This window comes from Paracoccus sediminis, assembly GCF_900188295.1.
GTDB lineage: Bacteria > Pseudomonadota > Alphaproteobacteria > Rhodobacterales > Rhodobacteraceae > Paracoccus > Paracoccus sediminis.
The window spans coordinates 460134-483402 of sequence record NZ_FZNM01000001.1 but is presented as its reverse complement, the minus strand read 5'-3'; the positions used below and the strand labels follow the sequence as shown (position 1 = coordinate 483402).

The 23269-nt window shown below is 68.1% G+C and carries 20 protein-coding genes; 4 read left to right on the top strand and 16 right to left on the bottom strand.

Annotation, left to right across the window (positions count from 1 at the left end; genetic code table 11):
* Positions 1–10: 10 nt before the first annotated feature.
* Positions 11–8425, top strand: a complete 8415-nt coding sequence (locus CHB77_RS02545; protein WP_089386588.1) for a glycoside hydrolase family 94 protein — start codon at positions 11–13, stop codon at positions 8423–8425.
* Between the two features lie 56 nt (positions 8426–8481).
* Here the strand turns inward: CHB77_RS02545 and CHB77_RS02540 are convergent, their stop codons facing one another.
* The 3 genes from CHB77_RS02540 to CHB77_RS02530 form a co-directional block, all read right to left on the bottom strand.
* Positions 8482–9780 carry a cation:proton antiporter gene (locus CHB77_RS02540; protein WP_207303005.1) on the bottom strand — a complete coding sequence of 433 codons (1299 nt, stop codon included), beginning with the start codon at positions 9778–9780 and terminating at the stop codon, positions 8482–8484.
* 120 nt (positions 9781–9900) lie between these two features.
* Positions 9901–10698, bottom strand: coding sequence for a sugar phosphate isomerase/epimerase family protein (locus CHB77_RS02535; RefSeq protein ID WP_089386587.1), 798 nt, complete (start codon positions 10696–10698; stop codon positions 9901–9903).
* Complete coding sequence (locus CHB77_RS02530) at positions 10695–11393, bottom strand: GntR family transcriptional regulator (protein ID WP_089386586.1); 699 nt, start codon at positions 11391–11393, stop codon at positions 10695–10697. Before CHB77_RS02530 ends, CHB77_RS02535 begins: the two co-directional genes overlap by 4 nt.
* A gap of 168 nt (positions 11394–11561) precedes the next feature.
* Between CHB77_RS02530 and CHB77_RS02525 the strand changes: the two genes are divergently transcribed.
* From CHB77_RS02525 to CHB77_RS02515, 3 genes are read left to right on the top strand one after another with little or no spacing between them, the layout of a single operon-like run.
* Positions 11562–12455, top strand: a complete 894-nt coding sequence (locus CHB77_RS02525; RefSeq protein WP_089386585.1) for a dioxygenase family protein — start codon at positions 11562–11564, stop codon at positions 12453–12455.
* A gap of 7 nt (positions 12456–12462) precedes the next feature.
* On the top strand, positions 12463–13245 hold the full coding sequence (locus CHB77_RS02520) for a fumarylacetoacetate hydrolase family protein (protein ID WP_089386584.1): 783 nt from the start codon (positions 12463–12465) through the stop codon (positions 13243–13245).
* 12 nt (positions 13246–13257) lie between these two features.
* Positions 13258–14040, top strand: coding sequence for an aldolase/citrate lyase family protein (locus tag CHB77_RS02515; RefSeq protein WP_089386715.1), 783 nt, complete (start codon positions 13258–13260; stop codon positions 14038–14040).
* A 27-nt stretch (positions 14041–14067) separates the two neighbouring features.
* Here the strand turns inward: CHB77_RS02515 and CHB77_RS02510 are convergent, their stop codons facing one another.
* The 13 genes from CHB77_RS02510 to CHB77_RS02455 form a co-directional block, all read right to left on the bottom strand.
* Positions 14068–14595, bottom strand: a complete 528-nt coding sequence (locus tag CHB77_RS02510; protein WP_089386583.1) for an isoprenylcysteine carboxyl methyltransferase family protein — start codon at positions 14593–14595, stop codon at positions 14068–14070.
* A complete protein-coding gene (locus CHB77_RS02505) occupies positions 14596–15648 on the bottom strand; it encodes a type III polyketide synthase (protein ID WP_089386582.1) in 1053 nt (350 codons plus the stop codon). It lies immediately after the preceding gene.
* Positions 15649–15784: 136 nt separating this feature from the next.
* A complete protein-coding gene (locus CHB77_RS02500) occupies positions 15785–17104 on the bottom strand; it encodes an MFS transporter (RefSeq protein WP_089386581.1) in 1320 nt (439 codons plus the stop codon).
* A 9-nt stretch (positions 17105–17113) separates the two neighbouring features.
* On the bottom strand, positions 17114–17383 hold the full coding sequence (locus CHB77_RS02495; RefSeq protein ID WP_089386580.1) for a metal-sensing transcriptional repressor: 270 nt from the start codon (positions 17381–17383) through the stop codon (positions 17114–17116).
* Positions 17384–17843: 460 nt separating this feature from the next.
* Entirely contained in the window at positions 17844–18368 is a 525-nt protein-coding gene (locus CHB77_RS02490) for a L,D-transpeptidase family protein (RefSeq protein ID WP_089386579.1), read from the bottom strand.
* Between the two features lie 31 nt (positions 18369–18399).
* Positions 18400–18867 (bottom strand): DUF411 domain-containing protein, encoded by a 468-nt coding sequence (locus CHB77_RS02485; protein ID WP_089386578.1) that lies wholly within the window; start codon positions 18865–18867, stop codon positions 18400–18402.
* Positions 18864–19478: an SCO family protein gene (locus CHB77_RS02480; protein ID WP_089386577.1), complete on the bottom strand. Its 615-nt coding sequence runs from the start codon at positions 19476–19478 to the stop codon at positions 18864–18866. Before CHB77_RS02480 ends, CHB77_RS02485 begins: the two co-directional genes overlap by 4 nt.
* A complete protein-coding gene (locus CHB77_RS02475; protein WP_089386576.1) occupies positions 19460–19936 on the bottom strand; it encodes a copper chaperone PCu(A)C in 477 nt (158 codons plus the stop codon). The genes CHB77_RS02480 and CHB77_RS02475 overlap by 19 nt, the downstream gene beginning before the upstream one ends.
* Before the next feature lie 2 nt (positions 19937–19938).
* A complete protein-coding gene (locus tag CHB77_RS02470; protein WP_089386575.1) occupies positions 19939–20520 on the bottom strand; it encodes an SCO family protein in 582 nt (193 codons plus the stop codon).
* A 12-nt stretch (positions 20521–20532) separates the two neighbouring features.
* Complete coding sequence (locus CHB77_RS02465) at positions 20533–21195, bottom strand: DsbA family protein (protein WP_089386574.1); 663 nt, start codon at positions 21193–21195, stop codon at positions 20533–20535.
* Positions 21192–21623 carry a disulfide bond formation protein B gene (locus CHB77_RS02460; RefSeq protein WP_089386573.1) on the bottom strand — a complete coding sequence of 144 codons (432 nt, stop codon included), beginning with the start codon at positions 21621–21623 and terminating at the stop codon, positions 21192–21194. The genes CHB77_RS02465 and CHB77_RS02460 overlap by 4 nt, the downstream gene beginning before the upstream one ends.
* Complete coding sequence (locus CHB77_RS18760; RefSeq protein ID WP_278185001.1) at positions 21616–21750, bottom strand: hypothetical protein; 135 nt, start codon at positions 21748–21750, stop codon at positions 21616–21618. The genes CHB77_RS02460 and CHB77_RS18760 overlap by 8 nt, the downstream gene beginning before the upstream one ends.
* A gap of 90 nt (positions 21751–21840) precedes the next feature.
* The gene (locus tag CHB77_RS02455; protein ID WP_089386572.1) at positions 21841–23169 is read right to left on the bottom strand and encodes an Nramp family divalent metal transporter; all 1329 of its coding nucleotides are present in this window, start codon (positions 23167–23169) and stop codon (positions 21841–21843) included.
* Between the last annotated feature and the right edge of the window lie 100 nt (positions 23170–23269).

Genomic DNA, 23269 nt, shown 5'->3' with positions numbered 1-23269 from the left:
GCGGCATCTCGTGACATTCAGCCCACTCCGTTTCCGCCGTCCCTTCCTGTCCGGCGACGCCCTGCCCGATGACCGGGCAGGCGACCGCCCCGACACACGGCGCTGGGCCGAACTGCCCCGACCGATCCGGCACGAGACATGGCTGGACCGCAGCCCGGCCCAAGCCGGATCCGATCTGGGCGCGGCGCCCGCCCCCGCCCTGCCCGCCTGGCACCCGTTTGCCTTTCCCGACCGGCTGAACGACAACCGCGCCGCAGTGCGGGCCACCTATCTGTCGATCCTGAACGAAGTCCGCGACAAGGTCGCCGTCACCCCGGCGGCCGAATGGCTGCTGGACAACCATCATGTCGTGGACGAAACCTTTCGCCACCTGCGCCGCGATATGGCGCCACGGGTCTATCGCAACCTGCCGTCGCTGCGGCTTGCCGGGGGTGAACGGGTGCCTCGGGTGCTTGCGCTGGCCTGGACCCATGTGGCCTTGACCAATTCCGCCGTCACCCTGGACGGGCTGAGCCAGACCGTCGGCGGGATGCAGCGGCATCTGGACCTGACCATCGGAGAGGTCTGGGCCGTCCCGTCGCTGCTGCGCTTCGTGCTTCTGGAAAACCTGCGCCGCCTCTCCGACCGGATCGAGGACGGCCGCCGCAAGCGGGCGGCGGCCAACGCCCTGGCCGACCGCCTGATGGCGGGCACCGCCGCCCAGGCCGCGGCCGCCCTGGCGCCCGAAGCGGCTTCGGCCCGCGACGCGACCTTTGCCGCCCAGCTGCTGTATCGCCTGCGCGACGGGTCGGGCGCGGCGACCGCGGCGCTTGACTGGCTGGAGGCGCGGCTGGCCGAGGCCGGACAGAACCCCGATTCCGTGCTGGCCGCCGAACATGCGCGCCAATCCAGCGGCAATGTCACCGTCGGCAACATCATCCGCAGCCTGCGCCTGATCGACGAGATCGACTGGTTGAAATGGTTCGAAACCGTTTCCGCGGTGGATCGCGAACTGCGCCGCGCCCCCGACTATGCCGCCCTGGACGACCCTACCCGCAACGCGTACCGCGAACAGATCGAGCGGCTGGCCCGCCGATCCGAGCTGACCGAGGTCGAGGTCGCCCGCGCCGCGCTGGCCGATTCGGACGGCGCCGATCCGGGGCGCGTCCTGATGGCCGAGGGGCTGGCGGATCTTGAATCGCGGATCGGCTATCGCCCGACCCCGACCGAACGGCTGCGCCGCGGCGTCCGGCGCGCGGGGTGGCCGATGCTGGCCGGGCCGGTCGCCGCGCTGACGGCGGCCCTTGCCGTGCTGATGGTGCAGGGCCTTGATGCGCCGGCCTGGGTGGCCGCGCTGTTGTTTGTCCTGGCCCTGTTTCCCGCGTCCGAGGCGGCGTTGGCTGTCATCCAGATCGCCGCGTCGCGGCTGTTCCCGCCCCGCCGCCTGCCCGCCTATGACTTTTCCGCCGGCGTGCCGGAAACCGCCCGCACCTTGGTGGTGATCCCCTGCCTGCTGTCCTCTCGGGACGACATGGACGAGCTGCTGCGGACCCTGGAACTGCATTATCTGGCCAACCCTTCGGGGGCGGTCGATTTCGCGCTGCTGTCGGACTGGGCCGATCACGGCGCCGAAACTCGCCCCGACGATGCCCTGCTGCTGGCCCACGCGCGCGATGGGATCGAGGCGCTGGCCGCCCGATACGCGGTCACGAGCCGCCGGTTCTATCTGCTGCACCGTCACCGCATCCACAACCCGCAGGAAGGGGTCTGGATGGGGTGGGAACGCAAGCGGGGCAAGCTGGCCGAACTGAACGCCCTGCTGCGGGGCGATGCGGACACGTCCTTTCTGGACACCGGACCGCGCCCCCCGGCCGGCGTGCGTTTCGTGCTGACGCTGGACAGCGACACGCGGCTGCTGCGCGGCACGGTGGCGGCGCTGGCGGGCAAGCTGGCGCATCCGGTCAACCGTCCGGTCGCGGATGCGGACGGGCGGGTCGTGGCGGGCCATGCGATCCTGCAACCGCGCGTCACGCCGTCCCTGACGGCGGGGGACGAGGCGTCGGTCTTTCAGCGGATCTTTTCGGCCAACCGGGGGCTGGATCCGTATGTCTTCACCGTGTCCGACCTGTATCAGGACATGTTCGGCCAGGGCAGTTTCACCGGCAAGGGCCTTTACGACGTGGATGCCTTTGCGCGCGCGACCGAAGGGCGCATTCCCGAAAACACCGTCCTGTCCCATGACCTTTTCGAAGGCGCGCTGGCCCGCGCGGCCCTGGTCACGGACGTGCAGGTGATCGAGGATTTCCCCGTTCGCTATCATGTCGATGCCGCGCGCCAGCACCGGTGGATCCGGGGCGACTGGCAGCTGCTGCCCTTCGTGACGGCGCGGGGCAACGGGCTGGACGGGCTGGCCCGGTTCAGGATGATCGACAACCTGCGCCGGTCCCTGCTGCCCGCCGCCTGGATCCTCGCCTCGGTCGCGGGATGGCTGGCGCTGGCGCCCGGCGCGGCGCTGCGGTGGCAGGCGCTGCTGGTTCTGGCCCTGTTTCTGGGTCCGGCGATCGGCTTTTATTCCGGTCTGGTGCCGGGGCATCCATCGGTGTCGCCACGCCGGCACCTGCGGGTGCTGCTGGCCGAGGCCGGAGAGGCCTTGTCCGCCATCCTGCTGCGCCTGTGCTTCATGCCCCATCAGGCGGCCCTGGCCCTGGACGCGATCGGCCGGACCCTGCACCGGATGCGGGTCAGCCGGCGGCACCTGCTGGAATGGCGCAGCAATTCCGAGGTGGCGGCCGGCGGTACGACCAGCCGCGCCGATTACCTGCGGCAGATGGCGGCGGCCCCGGCGGTCGCAGTCGTGGCGTTGCTGCTGGTCGCGCTGGTCAACCCCGCGAACCTGCCCCTTGCCGCGCTGATGGCGCTGATCTGGGGCGGCGCGCCCCTGGTCGCCTGGGAAACCAGCCGCACGCTGGAAACTCAGGACCGGCTGGACATCGCGCCCGCGGACGCCGCCGCCCTGCGCCGCACGGCCCGCATCACCTGGCGCTTTTTCGAGGAGTTCGTCGGCGCCGAAACCCATCACCTGCCGCCCGACAATTTCCAGGACTCGCCCGTGCCCAAGGTGGCGGAACGCACGTCGCCGTCCAATGTCGGCCTGTATCTGCTGGCCACGCTGTCGGCGCGCGACTTTGGCTGGATCGGCCTGCCCGAAACCCTGGACCGGATCGAGGCCACGCTGGCCACCCTGGAACGGATGGACAAGCTGAACGGGCATCTGTTCAACTGGTACGACACGCGCGATCTGTCGGTGCTGCAACCCCATTACGTGTCGTCGGTGGACAGCGGCAATCTGGCCGGACACCTGGTGGCGCTGGCCGCCGCGCTGCGGGGCTGGGCGCACGGGGCCATCGTCCATGTGCCGACCAACCCGCAGGGCATCGGCGACGTGCTGGACGTTCTGGGCCGCCAGTTGCAGGCGGTCCCCGACGACCGCCGCGCGCTGCGCCCGTTGCGGCGCCGCGTCCAGGAACGGATCGAGGGTTTTGCCCAAAGCTATGCCAAAATCCTAGCAGAACCGCAGCTGGCCGCCGTGCGCGGCCTGAACCTGGCGGTGATCGCCAGCGACATTCTCCAGTTCGCCGAGGCCTATGTCGCCGAGATCGATGGCGACGGCAGCGACCTGCTGTGGTGGGCCGAGGCCCTGCAACGCGTCTGCGAGGCCGCGATCCGCCCGCCTGGAAACGCGCCCAAGGTCCAGGAACGCATCGCCGCGCTGTCCGAACGTGCCCGCGCCCTGGCCTTCGGGATGGATTTCGGCTTTCTGATGAATCCGCAGCGGCGGCTGCTGTCGATCGGCTATCGCGCCGATACCGGCCAGCTTGACGAAAGCTGCTATGACCTTCTGGCGTCCGAGGCGCGGCTGTCCAGCCTGTTCGCCATTGCCAAGGGCGATGCGCCCAACGAACACTGGTTCCGCCTGGGCCGTCCGGTGGCGGCACTGGGGACGCGCGGCGCGCTGTTGTCCTGGTCGGGGTCGATGTTCGAATACCTGATGCCGCCCCTGGTCATGCATGAACGGCAGGGCAGCCTGCTGGCGCAATCCTGCGCGGCGGCGGTGGACGTGCAGATCGCCCATGGCCGCGCGCGGGGCGTTCCCTGGGGCGTGTCCGAAAGCGCCTTCAACGCACGCGACCGCGATATGAACTATCAGTATTACGCCTTCGGCGTTCCCGCGCTGGCGCTGAAACGGTCGGGGACCGACGACCTTGTCGTCGCGCCCTATGCGACCGCGCTTGCCAGCCAGATCCGTCCGCGCGCGGCGGTCGCCAATCTTGACCGGATGGAGGCGATCGGCGCCCTGGGGCGGCACGGTTTCTTTGACGCCATCGATTTCACGCCCGCCCGCCTGCCCGACGGCGCGGATATGGCCGTGGTCCGAAATGTCATGGCCCACCACCAGGGCATGACCATCGTCGCCATTGCCAATGCCGTGCTGGAAGGCATCCACCGCGACCGTTTCCACGACGATCCGGTGATCCGCGCCGCCGAACTGTTGTTGCAGGAAAAAGCCCCTCGGGAAATCGTGCCGATCACGCGTTCGGCGCCCGGCCGCGGACTGTCGGGCAGCGACGCCGAACTGGCCCCCGCACCGCAGACCGTGGTGGAAAATCCGGGCCAGGCGAAACGTGCGATCAGCGTGCTGTCCAACGGCCGCTATACCCGCATGGTCACGGCGACCGGCACCGGCTGGTCGCGGCTGGGCGACCGTGCCGTGACGCGCTGGCGCCCCGATCCGACGCTGGACCGCGACGGCCTGTTCCTGTTCTTGCGCGACGCGGAAACGCAGGACTGGTGGTCGGCGACGACCGCCCCGAAATCCGCCCCGTTCGAGGAGGCCCGCGCGATCTTTTCCGACCACAAGGCCGAATTCCTGAAAACCGCCTATGGCATCGAAAGCCATCTGGACATGATCGTCGCATCCGAGGCGCAAGCCGAGGGAATGCGCCTGACGCTGCGCAACCGTTCCACCCGCCCCAGGGTGATCGAGGTCACGTCCTTTGGCGAAATCGTCCTGGACCGGCCGCAGGCCGATCTGGCGCATCCGGCCTTTTCCAAGATGTTCGTCCACACCGCAATTTCCCGCGACGCCAGCACCATCACCGCGCGGCGCAATCGGCGCGGAACCGAACCCGCGCTGCATCTGGCCCATCTTGCGGTCGGCGGCACCCCCCTGGGCGCCGAGACCGATCGCCGCGCCTTTGTCGGGCGCGGGCGCGACATTTCCCGGCCCGCGGCGATGGATTCGGGCGCACGCCTGGAAGGCGGCCAGGGCTTCACCCTGGATCCCATCGTCGCCCTGCGCCGCCGGGTCCGCATCGCGCCCGGCAAGAACGCCACGCTGACCTTCTGGACCATCGTGGCGGATGACCGGGCGTCGCTGGATACCGCGCTGAACCATTATGCCGACCGCGCCACCTATGACCATGAAAGCCAGCTGGCCTGGACCCGGTCGCAGGTGCAACTGCGCCACATGGACAGTTCCCTGGACGAGGCGGCGGTGTTTCGCGCCTATGCCGCGCAGCTGATCTGGCCCGACGGCCGTATGGGCGTGCAGGATCCCGATATCCGGGAGGCGGTCGGCCCGCAGTCGGGCCTGTGGGGGCTGGGGATTTCCGGCGACCTGCCGATCATGGTGCTGCGGATCGACACCGAAACCGACCTGCCCATCGTGCGCAAGGCGCTGCGGATGCAGGATTATTTCCGCCATCACGGGGTGCAGGCCGATCTGGTGATCCTGAACGACCGCGCGTCCAGCTATATCCAGGATTTGCAGAACGCGCTGAACGCGCTGTGCGAAACCTTTGTCCGGGCCGGACATCCCGATCCCGCCGCGCGCCATGTCTTTGTCCTGCGGCAGGACCAGATGGCCCCGGCGACCCTGCGGGCACTGCTGGCGGTGGCGCGCGTCGTGCTGCACAGCCGCAACGGCAAGCTGTCCGAACAACTGGCGCGGATCGAGACCGCGCCCGCCGCGCCGCAGGCGCCGGCCGCGCTGGCCCTGCCCGCCCCCTCCGGCGTGGCGCAGCCCCCCCTGCCGGATTTTCCGGCCGAGGACTTGCGCCATTTCAACGGTTATGGCGGTTTTTCCGCCGACGGGCGGGAATACGTCATCCGCCTGCGCCACGGCGAATCCACGCCCCATCCCTGGATCAACGTCATTGCCCGCGACGGCTTCGGGTTTCATGTCTCGGGCGAAGGCGGGGGCTTTACCTGGGCCGTGAACTCTCGGGATTATCAGATCACCCCCTGGTCCAACGACGCGGTGGAAGACCGCCCCGGCGAAGCGGTTCTGATCCGCTGCCGCCGAACGGGGCGTCTGGCGTCGCCCTTCGCGGCGGTCTGCGCCGATCCGGGCGCCATCCACGAGACGCGGCACGGGCTGGGCTTCAGCCGCTTCCGGTCCTGGAGCGGTTGGGTGAACCTTGACGCCGTGCAGGTTCTGGCGGCCGACGGCCCTGCCAAGCTGACCCGGATGCGGGTGACGAACACGGGGGACGACCGGCTGGATCTGGATTGCCTGGCCTATGCGGAACTGGTTCTGGGCAACGACCGGGGCCGGACCGCCCCGATGATCCGCGCCTGCGCCGATGGCAACGCCCTCACCGCCCGCAACCCTTGGTCGGTCGAATTTCCCGGCCGCGCCGCGGGTCTGGCCTGTGACAGGCCGGCGACGGGGCATCTGGCATCGCGCGCGGCGGTGCTGGGCCAGGGCGACCTGCGCCGCCCCGAGGCCCTGGCGGGTGCCTGGCCCGGCAGTTCGACCGATACCGGCGGCGATCCCTGTCTGGCGCTGCGGACAAGCCTGGCCCTGGCCCCCGGCGAAACGGCCGAGGTGGTCTTTGCCCTGGCCGACGCGCCCGATGCCGAACTGCCCGACCTGCTGCGCCGCGTGACCGACAGCGCCGAGGTGACGCGGGCCCTGGACGGAGCGGCGGCGGAATGGGGCGGGTTCCTGGACACGCTTCGGGTGCAGACGCCGGATCCGAAGCTGGATCTGATGGTGAACACCTGGCTGCCCTATCAGGCGCTGGCCTGCCGGATCCGGGCGCGGTCGGCCTTTTACCAGGCCTCGGGCGCGTTCGGGTTCCGCGACCAGTTGCAGGACACCTCGGCGCTGATCCTGCACGACCCGGACCTGTGCCGCCGCCAGATCCTCAACGCCGCCGCGCGCCAGTTCCCCGAAGGCGACGTGCAGCACTGGTGGCTGCCCGCCAGCGGCGCAGGGGTGCGGACCACCATCTCGGACGACGTGGTCTGGCTGGGCCACATCACCGAACGCTATGTCCGCCTGACCGGCGATCGCGGGGTTCTGGACGAACCCGTGCCCTTCATCCACGGTCCGGCGCTTGAACCGGGACAGCATGACAACTTCCTGACGCCCGAACGATCTTCCGAGGTCGCGCCCCTTTACGAACATTGCGCCCGCGCGCTGGACCTTGCGGTGGCACGGACCGGCGCGCACGGGCTGCCGCTGATCGGGGGCGGCGACTGGAACGACGGCATGAACCGTGTGGGCGAGGACGGTCGCGGCGAAAGCGTCTGGCTGGGCTGGTTCCTGTGCGCCACCCTCGACGTGTTCGCCCCCTTGGCGCAGGCGCGGGGCGACAACGCCCGCGCCGCCGCTTGGCAGGCGCATCGCGACGCGGTGGCGCAGGCCTTGGACAGGGCGGGCTGGGACGGCGCCTGGTATCGCCGGGGCTATTACGACGACGGCACCCCCTTGGGTTCCGCGGGTTCAGAGGAATGCCGCATCGATTCCATCGCGCAAAGCTGGGCCGCGATCTCGGGCGCGGGACGGCCTGACCGGGTCGGCCGGGCGGTGGATTCGGCCCTGACGTGGCTGGTCGACGATGACGCGCAGGCGCTGAAACTGTTCACCCCGCCGTTCGAGAAGACCGACAAGGAGCCGGGCTATATCAAGGCCTATCCCCCCGGCGTGCGCGAAAACGGCGGCCAGTACACCCACGCGGCGTCCTGGATGGTCTATGCCCTGGGCCGGATGGGGCGCGGGACGGACGCGCACCGGCTGTTCGACCTGCTCAATCCGATCTCTCATGCGGAAAACCGCGCCGATGCCGACCGCTATCGCGTCGAACCCTATGTCGTGGCCGCCGATGTCTATGCCGAGGGGGCCAAGGCCGGACGCGGCGGCTGGACGTGGTACACGGGCAGCGCGGGCTGGCTGTATCGCGCGGCGGTCGAGGGGATCCTGGGCATCGTTCCCGAAAACGGCGACCGGCTGCGCATCGATCCCGCCCTGCCAGCCGACTGGCCGGGGTTCACCGCCACGGTGACGCTGGCGGGCCGCACGCGGCGGATCGAGGTGACGCGGGACCGCGTGACGCTGGACGGCGCGGGTCCCGCCGACGACGGGACGTTCGCGCTTTAGGGCCTATCTCGGCGGGCGGGGCCAAAGGCGGGGGCGGTCGTCCTTGCGGCGATCCCTCATCCCCCCGGTCCCTGCAAGCCCGGCGGCGGGATGTCGTCTGCATCGGGATCGCGGCCCTGCCTGCGGTCGAGGCGGCGCATCACGGGCGTCACGGTCAGCCCGTGCATGAGGATCGAGATGGCCACGACCAGCCCGACGATCGCCCACAAACGCTCGGCCCCCTGGACGGTCATGTGATTGAGCGCGTAGGCTAGGTAATAGAACGATCCCACGCCCCGGATGCCGAAAAAGGCGATCACCAGCTTTTCGTGCCAGCCGGCGCGAAGCCCGGCAAGGCCGATCAGACCCGTGACCGGCCGGATCACCAGCAGGATCACCAGCGCCGCGACAAGATCCGTCCAGGCAAGCGGCGCCAGCAGCCCGTCCGCCAGCGCGCCGCCGAACAGCACCAGCAGCACCATCATCGCCAGACGTTCGACCTGTTCGGCCACGTCGTGCATTTCCCGGTGGAAATCGTGATTGCGGTGGGCGTGGCGAAAGGTCAGGGCCGTCACGAACACCGACAGAAACCCATAGGACTGGATGATCTCGGTCAGGCCATAGGACACGAAGGTGGCCGCCAGGGCGATCAAACCGTCGCCGGTCTGGGCCAGCTTGGTTTCCGCCGGGATGCGGAACGTCACCCAGCCGAAGGCGCGTCCCACCAGCCAGCCCCCGGCGACCCCCGCGCCGATTTCCCACAGCACATGATAGGTCAGCCATTTGGCGGCCCAAGGCTCACCGGTGCTGGCCGCCATCGCCAGGACGATGACCAGGTTGACGAAGGGAAAGGCGGCGCCGTCGTTCATCCCGGCCTCGGATGTCAGGGCAAAGCGCACTTCGTCCTCCTCGCCGGTCTTCGGGGGGCCGACCTGCACATCGGCGGCCAGCACCGGATCGGTGGGCGCCAGCACCGCGCCCAGCAGCAACGCCGCCATCCAGGGCAGCCCCATCACGCCGCCGAAAAGCACCGCGATGGCCGCGATCCCAAGCGGAAGCGTGACCAGGATCAGGCGCCACGTCACCTGCCACCGGCGCATTCCGAACACCCGATCCAGCTTCAGGCCCGCGCCCATCAGCGCGATGATGACCACGAATTCCGTGAACCGTTCGGCGATTTCGGGATAGGCCAGCGGCGATGGCACCAGCGTCACCTGCGGCAACGAAAACAGCGCCGCCCCCAGCCCGATGCAGACGATGGGCAGCGACAGCGGGAGCCTCTTGAGCGCCAGCGGCAGCCAGGCCACAAGGGCGATCAGGAAACCCGTCCCGGTCAGCAGCAGGATATAGGGTTCTGGGCGAAACCATTCCATCATCCCTGTCAACGCCGTCCGGGCAGTTTCGGACCGTCTTCGCCGCAACGATTCCGGGCAATTTTTGTCAATCGACCCGCGCGCCGGGACCGGCGGGCCGGCCGTGTCGGATCGGCCCGTGCCTCAGGCAGGCAGCAGCACGGACCGTGCGCCCCGCATCAGGCAAGCCAGATGGGCATCGACATCCTGGCCGCCGTTCATCGGCACCTCGACCGACAGATGCGCGTCCGGGGGCAGCGCCGTCAGCATCGCCGACAGCGGCAATTCCCCCTGCCCCGGCGGCAGACGGCCGCCGCGCGCCTCGGCCATGCGCAAGGCGTCGGTCAGAGGCGAAGGGCCGCGCGCATCGCAAAGCTGCGCATGACGCAGGCACGGCGGGGAAACGGCGGCAAGATCATCGGCCGTCGCCCCGTTCCGGAACAGATGCAGCGCATCGGCCAGCACACCGCCGTTCGACGCCCCCGCCGCCCGAACCACCGCCAGGCTGTCGGACAGCGCACGGATGGGCCGCCAGCCCATGTTTTCCAGATCGACCCCCATGCCGATTCGGTCCGCAAGGGCGCACAAGGCCGCGAAGCTGTCGATCAGACGCGCACGGTCGCCGTCCTGGCCGCACACGCTCAGCCGTCGCGCGCCCAGGGCGGCTGCGTCCTCCAGAACCGGCAACAGCGTCTGCGGGCGGAAATCGGCGTCGATGACGACGAATTCGATGTCATGAACGGCCAGTCCGGTATCGTCCAGCCGCCGCCGCAGGTCGCGCGCGGCCCGGCTGCCCTGCGGAACGGCGTAACAGGGCGCACCGGGAAAGGCAGGAAACAGCCGCAGGCCAACCGCGGCGAACCCCGCCCGCGCCGCCGCCGAAACCAGTTCGGCGGGACCAAGCTCGATGGCCGAGAAATGAGCCAGTCCGACAGGTCTCATTTGCCCGGACCGCCCTGCCGCAGGTAATCGCGCAGGTTGCCCGAGGTGCGGGCCAGGTGGTCGCGCAGCCGGTCGCAGGCATAATCGGCATCGCGCGCGACGGCGGCCTGCGCAATCTCGCTGTGTTCCAGAACCACGTTCCGGTCGCCCGACGTGCGGCGCAGAAAGGTGCGGCGGTACCGGTCGTGCAGGGTCAGCAGCGTCGCGCAGAAGCGCAGCAGCACCGGCATCCCGCAGCCCGCGATCAGGGCCAGGTGGAACTCGCGATGCGCCGCCTCCCACAGGGCCAGGGTGTCGGGGCAGTTTGCATCGCGTTCGCTGCGGTTCAGCCGGTGCAGCGCGCGAATGACCTCTCCCTCCCAGGACAGATCACCGTTCGCCATGGATTCCCGCAGCGCATGGGTTTCGAACCGGTCGCGCAAAAGGACGATCTCCTCGAAGTCGGTGGCCGAGACGGGGGCGACGCGATAGCCGCGATTGTCCTCGAACAGCACCAGCCCGTCGGCGGTCAGCCTTGCCAGCGCCTCTCTCAGGGGGCTGAGGCTGACCTGAAGCCCTGCGCGAACCTGATCCAGATTGATCTTGCTGCCCGCCGCCAGGTCGCCCGACACGATCCTTTCGCGCAACCGCAGCAGGATCTGGCTGGACATGGTGTTCTTGCCTTCATCGCCCGGCTGGACGTGGCGGTCGGACATCACGGCAGCACCCCAAATTTCGGCACGTCAAAAATAAACGATTATTCCTGGCAGCGAAAGATGAATTATGGGGCGTGCAAGCGCAAGGCACGGGGAAACGCAAGATATTCTGCGCTTGACGATGGTATTATAATCGATGATTAATGTTCGTGGCAGAGGGAGGAAAGCATGGCCATCCGAACGGCGTCGGACGTGACGCCAGCCGTCCTTCAGGTCATGGAACAGACCGGCGATCCCCGCCTGCGAGAGATCATGGTGTCGCTGGTCAGGCATCTGCACGGCTTTGTCCGCGACACGAAGCTGACCGAGGACGAATTCCGCGCCGCCACCGCCATCCTGAACAGAATCGGCGCGCTGGCAACGGACCGCCACAACGAATTCGTGCTGATGGCCGGGTCGCTGGGCGTGTCAAGCCTCGTCTGTCTTCAGAACAACGGCGATGGCGGGCAGACCGAAACCGCGCAGTCGCTGCTGGGACCGTTCTGGCGAATGAACAGCCCGCGCGTCGAAAACGGCGGCAGCATCATCCGGTCCGACACCCCCGGCACGCCGCTGATCGTTCACGGCCGCGTCGTGGACCGCGCGGGGCGTCCCATCGCCGGGGCCGAGGTCGATGTCTGGCACGCGTCCCCCGTGGGCCTTTACGAAAACCAGGATCCCGACCAGGCCGACATGAACCTGCGCGGCAAGTTCACCACGGATGCGGACGGCCGGTTCTGGTTCACCACCGTCAAGATGGTCGGCTATCCCATCCCGACGGACGGCGTCGTGGGCTGTCTGCTGCGGGCGCAAGGCCGTCACCCCTTTCGCCCCGCCCATCTGCACGCTCTGATCTTCAAGGAAGGCTACAAGACCCTGATCTCTCAGGTCTTCGATCCGTCCTGCCCCTGGATCGACAGCGACGCCCAGTTCGGCGTGACCCAAGCCCTGACGGGCGATTTCGTGATCCACCACGACCCCGATCCCGATGACCCGGATCGCGCGGTGCCCTGGTATTCGCTGGATTACACCTATGTTCTGGAGCAGGGCGCGGCCACGTTGCCCCAGGCCCCGATAAAATGAGGCCACGATGCTGACCGACGACGAACGACGCACGGCGGCGCAGGCGATCCTGGCCGCGGAACGGTCCAGGACACCCATGGTCCAGCCATCCAGGCAGTGGCCGGGCATGGATCTGCACGACGCCTATGCCATCCAGGATCTGTGGGCGGCGGCGCGCATCGCGGCGGGCGCCAAGGCCATCGGACACAAGATCGGCCTGACCAGCCGCGCCATGCAGATCGCCTCGAACATGACCGAACCGGATTACGGGCGGATCCTGGACGACGCGCTTTACCACGACGGCGCCCGGATCCCGTTCGACCGCTTCATCAAGCCCCGGCTGGAGGTGGAGTTGGCCTTTGTCATGGGCAGCGACCTGCGCGGCAGCGGCACGCAGGTCCATGACGTGCTTCGGGCGACCGAATTCGTCCTGCCTGCGCTGGAAATCATCGACTATCGCACACATGTGCCCCGCGCCATAACCGACACCATCGCCGACAACGCGGCGTTCGGCGCCATTGTCATGGGCGGCCGGCCCGTTCGGCCGTTCGATGTGGACCTGCGGTGGATCGGCGCGATCCTGTCCCAGAACGGCGTCATCGAGGATACGGGCCTTGCCGCTGCCGTCATGGGCCATCCGGCCGCCGGGATCGCCTGGCTGGTCAACACGCTGGCGGCCGTCGGCGGAGGCCTGGCCAAGGGCGATGTCGTGCTGGGCGGATCGTTCACCCGCGCGGTGGACATCGCGGCGGGCGACGTCATCCAGGCCGATTACGGCCCCCTTGGCGCCATTGGCGTCCGCATCGTCTAGGGAATGCAGGCCATGGATCTTCCCGTCAACCTGTTCAAGAAGGCCCTGGCCCAGGGGCGGGGCCAGATCGGCCTGTGGTGCAGCCTGCCCGGCGGCTATGCGGCGGAATGCGTCGCCGGGTCGGGGTATGACTGGCTGCTGTTCGACACGGAACACAGCCCGTCGGACCCGCTGACGGTGTTGGCGCAGTTGCAGGCGGTCGCGCCCTATCCGGTCTCGGCGGTGGTGCGTCCGGCGGCAAACGACCCGGTGCTGGTCAAGCGCCTGCTGGACATCGGCGCGCAAAGCCTGCTGATCCCGATGGTCAATTCTGCCGCCGAGGCGCGCGCGGCCGTCGCGGCCACCCGCTATCCTCCTGACGGAATCCGCGGCGTGTCGGGCGCGACGCGGGCGACCCGGTTCGGCCGCGTGGCCGATTACGCGGCCCGTGCCGCCGACGAGATCTGCCTGCTGGTGCAGGTCGAAACCCGCGAGGCGCTCGACCGGCTCGAGGAAATCGCCTCTACCCCCGGCGTGGACGGGGTCTTTATCGGTCCCGCCGATCTTGCCGCCAGCCTTGGCCATGCGGGCCTGCTGGGCCATCCCGAGGTGGTCGCGGCGGTCGAAGGCGCCATCGCCCGGATCCAGGCCTGCGGCAAGCCGGCAGGCATCCTGACGACCGATCCGGTCTTTGCGGCCCGCTGCATCGACTTGGGAACGATCTTTACCGCCGTGGGGGTTGATGCCACGATCCTGGCCCGCCAGACCGAGGCCATGGCGGCGCGGTTCCGTCGGCCGTCGCCGGACAGGGCGTGATTCCGGCGGGGGCGCAGCCGGCGGCGGTCATCCGCGCGCCGCGCCGGGGCGCGGTTGCCGCAGTCCCTGCAGGGCCCGCGATTCGGCATCGATGCGGATTTTCAGCACGAGGGCGTTCAGGACGGTAAAGGCCGCCGCCACCGGCCACAGGCCCAGCACCATCGGCGCGACCAGGATTTCCGCGACCACGACCGCATAGTTCGGATGGGCGATCCAGCGATAAGGCCCGCGCATAACCAGGGGTTCGTCCAGCACGATGATCCGCGTCGTCCAGCGGGAACCCAGGCTTGCCAGCACCCAGACACGGATTGCCTGCAACAGCGCAAAGGCTGCCAGCCAGCCCCAGTGGACCGGATTGTTCCAGCCCCACACGCAGATCGCCAGCAGCCAGGCCGCGTGCATTGCCACGATCAGCGGATAATGACCCGCACCGTGTTCGACGGCGCCGCGCGCCAGCAGCCTGCGCGTGTTGCGCCGGGCCAGAATCAGTTCCGCCCCGCGCTGCAACAGCAGAAAGACGATAAAGGCCAGGGATGCGGGGTAAAGCTCGGCCATTCAGCGCACCTGGACCGGCAGCGCGGACAGGGTAAAGCCCGGCCCCAGGGCCAGCGTCATCAGACGGCCGCGCAGACCCGACCGCAACGCGGCCTCCAGCACGAACAGCACTGTGGGCGCGGACATGTTGCCATAGCGGGCCAGGATCCGCCGTTCGATGTCCAGCGATCCTTCGGCCAGATCCAGGGTGGTTTCCAGGGCCGCGACGACCTTGGCGCCGCCCGGATGGCAGACATGGCGGTCCACCCTGCCGTCCGGCGCCACGGCGTCCATCGCCGCGCGCAGTTCGGTTTCGGCAAAGGCGGGAATCGAACGGTCGAACACGACGCCCAGGCCGGTTTCCTCGACCGTCCAGCCCATGATGCCCAGGGTGTCGGGCCACATGTGCTGACGGCCCCGGCCCAGTTCGGGTCCGGCATCCTCGCCCCTGCCCGCGCGCATCACGACCGCAGCCGCGCCATCCCCGAACAGCGCGGTGGCGATGATGTCGGCCTTGGTCAAGCGGTCAAGCCGGAACAACACCGTGCATGTTTCGACGGCGACCAGCAGAACGACGGCGCCGGGCCGGGCGACGGCCAGATCGCGCGCGATGGCCAGGCCGGACACGCCGCCCGCGCAGCCAAGACCGAACACGGGAACCCGCATCACGTCCGGTCTGAAACCCATGGCCTTGGCCGCAAGCGCCTCGAGCGTGGGGGTGACGATGCCCGTCGACGATACCGTCACCACCACATCGACCTGTCCCGCGTGCAGCCCCGCCCGGTCCAGCGCCGTGCCGGCGGCGTCGCGGAACAACGCGGTGGCCCCTGCCGCATAGGCGGCGGTGCGGTCGCCCCATCCGTGCGGATGGCGGAACCAGTCAAGGGGGACGACGGAATGGCGCGTATCGATGCCTGCGTTCAGAAAGGCCGGGGCAAGCCGGTCGAACTGGGAAAACCGTTCCTGCAACAGGCTGCGGGCTTCGTCCAGGATGTCCTGCTGGACCAGTACCTCGGGCGGCACCGCCGTGGCTATGGACAAAAGCCGTGGCGGGCGGTCGGTCGTGGCGGTCATGGCGTGGAATCCGTGCGGTGACATCGTTGACGCAGAAACGCGCGCGGCCGTCAAAAAAACGCCGGATGCCAAGCACGTTTCGGTGACATTGCCATGCGACCGCCCGGCGCGGACGCCGCGCAGGGGACGGATGCGGCTAATGACGGCGGGCGCCGGGCCAATGGTGGTGCAGGTCGTCGATCACGACGGCATGGCGATGCCCGCCGTTCGCGCCAAAGGCCGCCAGATGCGGATGATCCGGCGGCAGGCCCGCATGGTCGTGGCCGATGTCGGTCGGATCGCCCGCGGGCCACACCCGCGCCGCAAGGCCAAGCCCGATCAGGCCGATGCCCGCCATGGCGGCGAAAGCGCCCTTCATGCCGATCGTCGCGCCCAGATACCCCGCCAGAGGATAGCAGATCAGCCAGCAGGCATGCGACAGGGCGAACTGCGCGGCAAAGATCGCGGGCCGGTCCTCGGGATGGGCGGACCGGCGCAGCAGCCGGCCCGAAGGCGTCTGCGCGATCGAATAGCCAAAGCCCAGGGCCAGCCATAGCGCCAGCAGCGTTCCATAGCTGCCAAGCGCGATCCCGGCGGCCGTGCCGACGACCAGCAGGCCCGCGCCCGCGATCATGACGGGACGGTCGGGAACCTTGTCCAGCACCCGTGGCAACGCCAGCGCCGCGACCATCGAACCCGCGCCAAAGGCGGCCAGGGCCAGGGCCACCTGCGGCTCGGCCAGGCCGAAGCTCGTCTTGACCAGCACCACGGTGTTCACGATCACCATCGACCCTGCCGCCGCCACCGCAAGGTTGATGGCCAGCAGGCCGCGCAGGCGGGGGGTGGCCAGATAAAGGCGCATCCCCCGCGTCGTGCGATCCCAGATCCCGCGCCACGGCCCGGCCCGCGGCACCGGCAGGCGCACGCTGAGAACCAGCGCCGCCGACGCCAGGAATCCGACCACCGTTCCCGCGAACAGGCTGTGAAAGCCGATGACGCTCAGAAGCGCCGCGGCCAGCATGGGAGAGACGAGGCTTTCCAGATCATAGGCCAGCCGCGACAAAGACAGGGCGCGGGTATAGTCGTTCTCGTCCGGCAGAATGTCCGGGATGGTCGCCTGAAAGGTCGGGGTAAAGGCCGCCGACGCCGCCTGCAACCCGAAGATCAGCAGGTAGATCTGCCAGATCTCGGTCACGAAAGGCAGGCACAGTGCCACCGCCCCCCGCACCAGATCCAGCCCGACCAGCAGCGACCGGCGCGGCAGCCGGTCGGTGAAGGCCTGCGCCACCGGCGCCACGCCGACATAGGCGATCATCTTGATCGCCAAGGCGGTGCCCAGCACCGCCCCCGCGTTCGCCCCCGCAAGGTCATAGGCCAGCAGCCCCAGCGCGACCGTCATCAGACCGGTGCCCAGCAGCGCGATCACCTGTGCGGCAAACAGATGGCGATAGGTGCGGTTCGCCAGAATGGCCAGCATGGTGGATCCCTATAACAGTCGGCTCAGGGCCTTCGTCTCGGCCAGGGCGTCGCCCGTCTGGTGGACAAGGCAGTGATCGATGTGATCGTGGATCAGCGCCCGCTTGGCCGCGGTCACGGCGCTTTCGACCGCAGCCAGCTGCCGGGCGATCTCCAGACAAGGCTGCTGCCCCTCGATCATGGCGATCACGTGGCGCAGATGACCCTCGGCGCGTTTCAGCCGCTGAATCAGGCCGGGATGGCTTGCATGATGGGGGGCATGTGACACAAAGGGCGTCATATCCCCCCTGGGGGGATAAGGCAAGCGCCATGCGGATCCGTCCGAAGGCCGCAGGGGACCGAGGGCGGAACGGATGCCCGAGCACGGGGCCGTGACCCGACCGATGATGATTCCAGTCGTGCCGGCCCTTGTGCCGGCGCCCGCCGTCATCGCCGCTGGCGTGGCGGCGGCGATCCTGGTCACGGTCGTGCTGCCTTCGGAATACAACATCGACCCGACCGGCCAGGGCCGCGCCGGACAGGGGGGCAGGTCTCGGCCTTGCGGATACGGCACGGACCGCTGTGATTCGATCCGTCATGCGGACGATCCACACGCGGGGGCAACCCGTATCGACGGGACCGAACTCCGGCGTCTAGAACCCGATACCCCGCCGACACGAGCCGGATCGGTGATCCGTCAAGGCCGTGCGGCGATGAACCACGATGCGGCAGGTGGCGTCCGGCGGATCCCGGCCGGGCCGTCACGCATAGATCATGATCGGGACGCCGGGTTTCAGCATGGCATAGATGTCCTCGACCTCGTCGTCGCTGACGGTGATGCACCCGGCCGTCCAGTCCCGTTTCTGGCGCACCAGGCGGTTGCCTTCAGGACCACGGCCATGGATCATGATATCACCGCCGGGATCGCGGCCGAACTGCTGGGCAAAGGCAATATCGCGTTCGTTCGGATAGGAGACGCCGACGGACAGGTGATACCGGCTGCGCGGATTGAAGCGGTCGATGAAATACAGCCCTTCGGGGGTCTTGCCGTCCCCTTCGAACTGCTTGTGGCCGACCGGCTGGAAGCCCAGGCCGAAATCATAGGATTTGAGCACCGTCGTCCCGTTCAGAAGATACATCCGCCGTTGGCCTTTCTGCACGACGACCTGCGTGACGGGGGGGCCGGAATAGACCTTGAAGTCCGGCTTTGGCGGCGTCGGGGCGCCACAGGCCGCCAGGGCCGCAAGGCCTGCCAGGGAAAAATGACGCCGGTTCAAACTGGCCATTCAGAAAGGCTCCGTCAGGGATGGAATTGATCTAGACGCCGTCGCCGGCGGGATAACGGGTGAACACCTCGCTGCTGCCGTCCTTGCGCACCAGCAGCACCTCATAGGCTTCGCGGCTGGCTTGCGGGCCCATGCCGGGGCTGCCATAGGGCATTCCGGCCACCGCCAGGCCGGCGGCGTCCGGCCGTTCGTCCAGAAGCCGGCGGATATCCTCGGCGGGCACATGGCCTTCCAGGAAATAACCGTCGATCTGCGCGGTATGGCAGGAATACAGCCGGGCCGGAACGCCCTGCGCGATCTTGTGCTGGATCAGCAGCATGCCAAAGCGTTCTTCGGACGTCACCTCGAACCCTTGCTCTTGCAGATATTCCGTCCATTTGGCGCAGCATTCGCAGCCCTGTCCCTCGACCACATGAATGGCGCCGGGGGCGTCCTGCGCCCCCAGGGGCACAGGTGCGGCCAGAAGGGCAAGCGCGATCAGCACGGCGTTCTTCTTCATCCGATGGCTCTCCGGATCTTGGGCACCGCGAAACGGCGCTCCTCGTGGAAATCGATGACGCTCGCCAGTTCGCCCGAGGGCTGAAAGACGAACACGCCCGAGGTGTGGTTCATGGTATAGTCGCCGTCGGACTGCGGCACGCGGGCATAGGTGACGCCGAACGCGGCGGCGGCCGTGGCGACCGCATCCGGCGTTCCGGTCAGGCCGCGAATGCGCGGATCGAAATTCGACAGGTATTCGGCCAGAACCGCGGGACTGTCGCGCTGGGGATCGACGGTAATCATGGCGATCCCGATCCGGTCCGCATCCGGTCCCAGCCCTTCCAGCCAGTCGGCGATGTCCATCAGCGTGGTGGGACAAACGTCCGGGCACCAGGTGAACCCGAAAAAGACCATGCTGGCCCGCCCCAGCCAATCCTGCGGTCCAACCGGCGCGCCCCGGTCGTCGATCAGCCGCCAGGCCATCCGGGACAGGTCGGCCCGGCTGTTCGCGGCCGTCGCGTCCGGGGCCGACCCTTGCAGGTCGCCGCTGCGCCAGGCGCCAAGACCCAGGGTAAAGCCGAACGCACCCGCCAGGCCCGCACCGCCCAGGATCAGCGTTCGGCGTCGCATTGCGCCTCTTGCGCGCGGATGGGCAGGATCCGGGTTTCGATCTCGACCGCGCCCGCCTGTTCAAAGGTCAGCGTGACGGGAAAGCTCTCGCCCTCGACAAGCGGCCTGGTCAGATCCATCAGCATTCCGTGATAGCCGCCCGGCGCCAGGGAAACGGTCTGCCCTGCCGGGATTTCGACCGCTGCGGCATGCGGCATCGAGGCCACGCCGTCCTTGATGACCGTCTGGTGCAGCATCGGCATTCCCGCGGCCGACGTCTCGATTCCGATCAGCCGATCGTCGGTCTGCCCGTCGTTGCGGATTTCGACATAAAAGACCGCCGGACGCTGCGTGCCGATGGTCACGCGCGACCAGGCCTTGGAGACGGTCAGTTCGCCCGCCGTCACGCCGGGGCATTCGGCCAGGGCCAGCGTGGGCAGCACCATCGCATATCCAAATGCAAGCGCGAAGGCCTTCATGGTCATATCCTTTTCTCGATATCCGCCAGAATCTCGGCGGCGGGCGTTTCATAGGCGAACTGTCGCAGCCATTCACCATCCGGACCGACCAGATACAATCCGGGACTGTGCGACATAGTGTAGCCGTCCGGGGCCGCCGGATCGTCTTCGCGGCTGAAATGGATCTTGAAGCTGCTGGCGGCGTCCCGCGTGGCCGCATCGTCGCCGGCCAGGCCCAGGATGGCCGGGTGAAAGGCCGCCACGTATTCGCCCAGGCCCTGCCTGCGATCCCGTTCGGGATCGATCGAGATGAACAGCGGCTGCACCTGGTCCGCCCTGGCGCCCAGATCGTCCATCACCTGGGCGACTTCGGACATGGTGGTCGGGCAGACGTCGGGGCAGTTGGTAAAGCCGAAGAAGACCAGGGCGAACCGTCCCTTGAAATCGGCCATGGTATAGGTCTGGCCCTTTCCGTCCTGAAGGGCGAAGTCGGGCCGAAACGAATCCACGGCCGTTTCCCGCATCGTCCACTGCTGGACCGCCAGGGCCGCCGCTGCCGCCAGAACCAGCCCCCACAGGATCAGGCGGATCGTTCGCAAGCTCATCGGTATCGTGCCTTATCCAAGCCCGGCGACCGCATCGGAAACCGCCGTGCGCAGGTTCTGGATGCTCAGTTCGGTCAGCCGCTCTCCGTTGACGAAAAAGGTCGGCGTTCCCGTGATCTGCATGGCCTGGACATCGGCCATGTCCTGATTCAGGATCCCGGTGATCTCAGGATGAAGGCGCTCGGATTCGGCGCGCGACAGATCAAGCCCGGCCTCTCCGGCCGCGTTCCAGGCCAGATCCATGTTCGGCTGACCGTGAAGCGCCCAGGCGGGCTGCTGGTCGAACAGGACATCCAGCACCGGCTCGAACAGGTTCTGGCGGCGGGCCACCTCCAGGATGCGCACGGCTTCGTCCGATCCTTCGTGGAACGGCGTATAGCGCAGCACAACGCGCAGCTGGTCGGGATACTGGCGGCGCAGCTCGTTGATGACGGGATGGAATGCCCGGCAGGCCTCGCAGGACGGGTCGAAGAATTCGACCACGGACACCGGCGCATCGGCCGGCCCCAGGATCGGCGAATGCGGCCGGACAAGCGCGTCGGGCTGGGCTTGCAGGGTTTCGCGCACGGCCGCGGCCTGTTCGGCCTCTTGCCTGCGGGCGACGTACCAGGATCCGGCGGCGAACGTGCCCGCGCCCACGGCAAGGGCGCCCACCACGACGGTTCTTCGGTTCATGGTCGCTTTCCTTTCATGAAAATCAGACACAAAGCTGTTGCCCCGAAGGCACCCAGCGAAAGATAGGGGATGGGCAGGCCCAGGACAGCCATCTGGGTCCGGTCCGAACAGGACGGACCGTTTTCCGTGCAGGGGGTGACGCCTTCGGGGATCAGACCGGCGTAAAGCCCCGAATGCCACACGGCCACCGCAAGGCCCGCCAGCACCAGGGGCAGCGCATAGAACCGGACGGCCGCGTCCTGGCGCCACAGGCCGATGGCCAGGATCGGCACCAGCGGGAACATGGCGATCCGCTGATACCAGCACAGCACGCAGGGCATCTGCCCCATCACCTCGCCGATGAACAGCGCGCCCAGCGTGGCGCCCAAGGCGATCAGAAAGGCGGCAAGGATCGGGGCGTCGGACGGCGGCGACGCGCGGTCAGGCATGGGCGGAATCCCCCCGAACCCGCAGGCGCAAGGTCTTTCCCGGCAGGCGCGCCCTGGCCACGGCGGCGGCAAGGGACCGGCCGGCATCCAGACGGCCGGTCGCCTTTGCGAAAGGGTGCAGCGTCATCGATCACCGTTCATGCTGTTTCGTCCCCGCCTGCCCTAGCACCTCTAGCAGCTTGAGGTTCAAGCAAAACCGTGGCCGCTCACGGCTTTGTCAGGCAATCAGGACGCTGTAGAGAAGGTTCGCGTTCAACCCGATGATCGTGACCGCGATCACCGCGCAGGCCAGCGTCAGCCATCGCGGCGCCACCAGATCCCCCATCTTCCGGCGGCTTGCGGTGAACATCACCAGCGGCACGATGGCGAACGGCAGCTGGAAGCTCAGGATGACCTGGCTGAGGATCAGCAGCTGGCCCGTGCCCTCGCTGCCCCACAGCAGGATCACCGCCATGGCGGGCACGATGGCGAACACCCGTGTTATCAGCCGCCGCAGCACCGGGCTGATGCGCCAGCGGATGAACCCCTCCATCACGATCTGACCGGACATGGTGGCGGTGATGGTGGCGTTCAGGCCGCAGCACAAAAGCGCGATCCCGAACAGGGTGGGCGCGATGGCGCCGCCCAACAGGGGCGACAGCAGCGCGTGCGCCTGGTCGATCTCGACGATCTCGGTGTTGCCGGTGCTGTAGAAGGTGGCGGCGGCCAGGATCAGGATCGAGGCGTTGACGCACAGCGCGAACATCAGCGCGATCGTCGAATCCCAGGTCGCAAGCCGCAGCGCCTGCCGTTTTTGTCCGGGATCCACCCCGAAGGCACGGGTCTGCACGATGCCCGAATGCAGGTACAGATTGTGGGGCATGACCGTGGCCCCGATGATGCCCAGGGCGATGTAGAGCATTTCGGGATTGGTCGCGATTTCGACCGAGGGGGCAAAGCCCCGGATCACCGCGTTCCAGTCGGGATCGGCCATGGCGATCTGGACCAGAAAGCATCCCGCGATCACCGCCAGCAGGGCGATGACAAAGGCTTCGACATAGCGGAAGCCGCGATTTTGCAGCCACAGGATCAGGAACACGTCCGCCGCGGTGATGAAGATGCCGATTTCCAGGGGGATGCCGAACAGCAGGTTCAGGCCGATGGCGGTGCCGATCACCTCGGCCAGGTCCGTGGCAATGATGGCCGCCTCGGCAAAGACCCACAGGGGCAGGGACACCCAGCGGGGAAACGCGTCACGGCAGGCCTGCGCCAGGTCGCGTCCCGACGCGATGGCCAGCCGCGCGCACAGCGATTGCAACAGGATCGCCATGATGTTGGACAGCAGGGCGACGAACAGCAGGGTATAGCCGAACTTGGCCCCTCCGGCCAGGGATGTGGCCCAGTTGCCCGGATCCATGTATCCCACGGCGACCAGATAGCCCGGACCCACGAAGGCCAGAAAGCGTCGCAGACCCGACCGCCCGTGCGGCACGGCAATCGACCGGAAGACATCGGACAGCGACGGCTCGTGAGAGGCAGCGCGCCAGCCGAGAGAAGGTTGTTCCATAAAGCGCCTCAGTTGCGAATGAATTTCATCTGCGACTGAGAATGGTGGCTTTGACGCCGCCGGTCAAGCCGGGCGTGTGTTGTCGATCAACATCGAACGG

Excerpts from the sequence above, each read along its gene's own strand:
- CHB77_RS02540 (WP_207303005.1), bottom strand. The coding sequence starts at position 9,780 with ATGATGGAATGGTTTCGCCCAGAACCCTATATCCTGCTGCTGACCGGG.
- CHB77_RS02535 (WP_089386587.1), bottom strand. The coding sequence starts at position 10,698 with ATGAGACCTGTCGGACTGGCTCATTTCTCGGCCATCGAGCTTGGTCCC.
- CHB77_RS02530 (WP_089386586.1), bottom strand. The coding sequence starts at position 11,393 with ATGTCCGACCGCCACGTCCAGCCGGGCGATGAAGGCAAGAACACCATG.
- CHB77_RS02525 (WP_089386585.1), top strand. The coding sequence starts at position 11,562 with ATGGCCATCCGAACGGCGTCGGACGTGACGCCAGCCGTCCTTCAGGTC.
- CHB77_RS02520 (WP_089386584.1), top strand. The coding sequence starts at position 12,463 with ATGCTGACCGACGACGAACGACGCACGGCGGCGCAGGCGATCCTGGCC.
- CHB77_RS02515 (WP_089386715.1), top strand. The coding sequence starts at position 13,258 with ATGGATCTTCCCGTCAACCTGTTCAAGAAGGCCCTGGCCCAGGGGCGG.
- CHB77_RS02510 (WP_089386583.1), bottom strand. The coding sequence starts at position 14,595 with ATGGCCGAGCTTTACCCCGCATCCCTGGCCTTTATCGTCTTTCTGCTG.
- CHB77_RS02505 (WP_089386582.1), bottom strand. The coding sequence starts at position 15,648 with ATGACCGCCACGACCGACCGCCCGCCACGGCTTTTGTCCATAGCCACG.
- CHB77_RS02500 (WP_089386581.1), bottom strand. The coding sequence starts at position 17,104 with ATGCTGGCCATTCTGGCGAACCGCACCTATCGCCATCTGTTTGCCGCA.
- CHB77_RS02495 (WP_089386580.1), bottom strand. The coding sequence starts at position 17,383 with ATGACGCCCTTTGTGTCACATGCCCCCCATCATGCAAGCCATCCCGGC.
- CHB77_RS02490 (WP_089386579.1), bottom strand. The coding sequence starts at position 18,368 with ATGGCCAGTTTGAACCGGCGTCATTTTTCCCTGGCAGGCCTTGCGGCC.
- CHB77_RS02485 (WP_089386578.1), bottom strand. The coding sequence starts at position 18,867 with ATGAAGAAGAACGCCGTGCTGATCGCGCTTGCCCTTCTGGCCGCACCT.
- CHB77_RS02480 (WP_089386577.1), bottom strand. The coding sequence starts at position 19,478 with ATGCGACGCCGAACGCTGATCCTGGGCGGTGCGGGCCTGGCGGGTGCG.
- CHB77_RS02475 (WP_089386576.1), bottom strand. The coding sequence starts at position 19,936 with ATGAAGGCCTTCGCGCTTGCATTTGGATATGCGATGGTGCTGCCCACG.
- CHB77_RS02470 (WP_089386575.1), bottom strand. The coding sequence starts at position 20,520 with ATGAGCTTGCGAACGATCCGCCTGATCCTGTGGGGGCTGGTTCTGGCG.
- CHB77_RS02465 (WP_089386574.1), bottom strand. The coding sequence starts at position 21,195 with ATGAACCGAAGAACCGTCGTGGTGGGCGCCCTTGCCGTGGGCGCGGGC.
- CHB77_RS02460 (WP_089386573.1), bottom strand. The coding sequence starts at position 21,623 with ATGCCTGACCGCGCGTCGCCGCCGTCCGACGCCCCGATCCTTGCCGCC.
- CHB77_RS18760 (WP_278185001.1), bottom strand. The coding sequence starts at position 21,750 with ATGACGCTGCACCCTTTCGCAAAGGCGACCGGCCGTCTGGATGCCGGC.
- CHB77_RS02455 (WP_089386572.1), bottom strand. The coding sequence starts at position 23,169 with ATGGAACAACCTTCTCTCGGCTGGCGCGCTGCCTCTCACGAGCCGTCG.